Source organism: Streptomonospora sediminis, assembly GCF_054778995.1.
Genome location: NZ_BAAGYZ010000090.1, coordinates 1 through 3272, shown reverse-complemented (window position 1 = coordinate 3272; position 3272 = coordinate 1). Strand labels below are relative to the sequence as shown.

Sequence of the window (3272 nt, the reverse complement as noted above, 5' to 3'; positions counted from 1 at the left end):
CGACCCGGCGCGGGCGCCCCACCCGGGTGCGGCCGGCGCCGCCGGGCCCGCGGCGCGCGCCGCCGACCGCTTCGCCGCGCTGCCCGAAAGCGAGCGCGGGTCCGCACTGCTGGAGTTGGTACAAGACCACGTGGCGGTCGTGCTCGGCCATTCGGCGCCGGGCGCGGTCGCAGCCGACAAACCGTTCAAAGAACTCGGCCTGGACTCGCTGACCTCCGTCGAGCTCCGCAACCGGCTGAACGCCGCCACCGGGCTGCGGCTGCCCGCCACGCTGGTCTTCGACGAACCCACCCCCGAGGCGCTGGCGCGCTTCATCGGCACCGAGCTGTTCGGCGCCGCCGAGCAGGCGCCCGCCGCACCGGCGCAGCGGCCCGCGGCGACGGCGGACGACCCGGTGGTGATCGTCGGCACCGGCTGCCGGTTCCCCGGCGGCGTCGAGTCCAGCGCGGACCTGTGGCGGCTGCTGGACGAAGGGCGCGACGCGATCGGGCCGTTCCCGCTCGACCGCGGATGGGACGTGGCCGGACTGTACGACCCGGTACCGGGCACCGCCGGCAAGAGCTACGTGCGCGAGGGCGGGTTCGTGTACCAGGCCGGCGAGTTCGACCCCGGGTTCTTCGGGATCTCCCCGCGCGAGGCGCTGGCCATGGACCCGCAGCAGCGGCTGCTGCTGGAGGTCGTCTGGGAGGCCGCCGAGCAGGCCGGCATCGACCCGCTGTCGCTGCGCGGCAGCGCGACCGGGGTGTTCGTCGGCGCCACCCACGGCGGCTACGGCGGGGAGTGGTCGCCGGACGAACCCGATGGCGACGGCTACCGGCTCACCGGCATCGCCGGCAGCGTCACCTCCGGCCGGGTCGCCTACACCCTGGGCCTTGAAGGGCCCGCGGTCACGGTCGACACGGCGTGCTCGTCGTCGCTGGTGGCGCTGCACTGGGCGGTGTCCGCGCTGCGTTCGGGCGAGTGCTCCATGGCGCTGGCCGGCGGGGTGACCGTCCTCTCCAGCCCGGAAGGCTTCGTGGAGTTCTCCCGCCAGCGCGGCCTGGCCGCGGACGCGCGGGTCAAGGCGTTCGCGGGCGCCGCCGACGGCACCGCCTGGGGCGAAGGTGCCGGGGTCGTCGTCCTGGAGCGGCTGTCCGACGCGCGCCGCCGCGGGCACCGGGTGCTCGCCGTCGTCCGCGGCACGGCACTGAACCAGGACGGCGCCAGCAACGGGCTAACCGCGCCCAGCGGCTCGTCGCAGCGCCGGGTGATCGGCGCCGCACTGGCCAACGCCGGCTTGGCCGCCGATGAGGTCGACGCGGTCGAGGCGCACGGCACCGGGACCACACTCGGCGACCCGATCGAAGCCCAGGCGCTGATGGCCGCCTACGGCCGCGACCGGTCGGCGCCGCTGTGGATCGGTTCGCTCAAGTCGAACATCGGCCACACCCAGGCCGCCGCCGGAGCGGCCGGACTGATCAAGATGCTGCTGGCGCTGCGGCACCGGGTGCTGCCCAAGACCCTGCACGTGGACGCGCCCACACCCAACGTCGACTGGTCGGCCGGCAACGTCCGGGTGCTCACCGAGCCGGTGGACTGGCCAGCGGGCGAGCGGCCCCGCCGGGCCGGGGTTTCCGCGTTCGGGATCAGCGGCACCAACGCCCACGTCATCGTGGAGGAGGCTCCCGGCTTGGAGGAGGCCCCCGGCCGGGGCCGCCCCGAGGACACCGCTGCCGACACCGCCGGCGAGGCCGCGGCACACCCGCCGGCGCAGGCCCGGCAGCGGGCGGAACCGGTCGCGGTGCCGTGGGTGCTTTCGGCGGCGGCCCCGGAGGGAGTGGCGGCGCAGGCCCAGCGGCTGGCCGACCACCTGAGCGAGCACCCGGCGGGGCTGGAGGAGGTGGGCCGCTCCCTCGCCACCACGCGGGCCGCACTGCCGCACCGGGCCGTCGTGCAGGCCACCGGGGGCACCGACGCCATCGAGCGGCTGCGCGGACTGGCCCGCGGCGAAGCCGTCCCGGGCGTGGTCGAGGGCAAGGCCCGCGACGGCGGGCCCGCGGCGGTGCTGTTCGCCGGCCAGGGCACCCAGCGGCCGGGCATGGGCAGCGGGCTGTACGAGCGGTATCCGGTGTTCGCGCAAGCCCTGGACGAGGTCTGCGGGCACCTGGACCCCGAACTCGGGCTCGGTCTGCGGGAACCGATGTTCGCCGAGGACGACACTCGGCTGTCCGGCACCGGGCTCGCCCAACCCGCGCTGTTCGCACTGGAAGTGGCCCTGTTCCGGCTGGTGGAGTCGTGGGGAATCACCCCGGACTTCCTGCTCGGTCATTCGATCGGCGAACTCGCCGCCGCCCACGTCGCAGGCGTGTTCTCCCTGCCGGACGCCTGCCGGCTGGTGGCCGCGCGCGGCCGGCTGATGCAGCGGCTGCCCGAGGGCGGGGCCATGGTGGCCGTCCGCGCCGACCCCGACGAGGTCGCGCGGTCGCTGGAGGGCGCCGAGCGGGTGGGTATCGCCGCGGTGAACGGCCCCACCGCGGTGGTGGTCTCGGGCGACACCGACGCGGTCGAGGAGGTTGCCGAGCAGTGGCGCGGCCGCGGCTGCAAAACCACGCGGCTCAACGTCTCGCACGCGTTCCACTCGCCGCGGATGGACCCGATGCTGGACGACTTCCACCGGGTGGCGCAAAACCTCGAATACCACCCGCCCCGGATACCGCTGGTATCCAACGTGACCGGGCTGCCGGTGACCGATGAGGTGTGCTCGCCGCAGTACTGGGTGGACCAGGTGCGCCGGCCGGTGCGCTTCGCCGACGGGGTGCGCACCCTGCACGGCCAGGGTGTGCAGCGGTTCATCGAGGCGGGGCCGGACCGGACGCTGTCGGCCATGGCCGCCGACACCCTCGGCCGCGACACCGTGACGGCCCCGCTGCTGCGCAAGAACCAGGACGAGCAGTCCGCTGTGTGCACGGCCCTGGCCCGGCTGCACGTCGACGGCGCCGGACCCGACTGGAGCCGCTACTTCGCCGGCACCGGCTGGGTGGACCTGCCGACGACCGCCTTCCAGCGCACCCGCTACTGGCTGCGCACCGAACCCCGCACCCGCGGCGCCGCCACCACCGGCGACCGCCGTTACCGGGTGGAGTGGTGGGAGTCGGATGCGGGTGGTGGTTTGGGCGGGGTGCCGGTGTTGTCGGGTACGTGGTTGGTGGTGGCGCCGGAGGGTGTGGGTGTGGGTGTTGATGCGGGTGCTGTGGTGGGGGCGTTGGAGCGGTGTGGTGCGCGTGCGGTGTTGT

At 75.0% G+C, this 3272-nt stretch carries 1 protein-coding gene; it reads left to right on the top strand.

Going from position 1 to position 3272, the window contains the following annotated elements; genetic code table 11:
• Positions 1-3272 (top strand): type I polyketide synthase (locus tag ACYVD5_RS17740; protein ID WP_461002181.1); only part of this gene is annotated, 3272 nt, incomplete at both ends.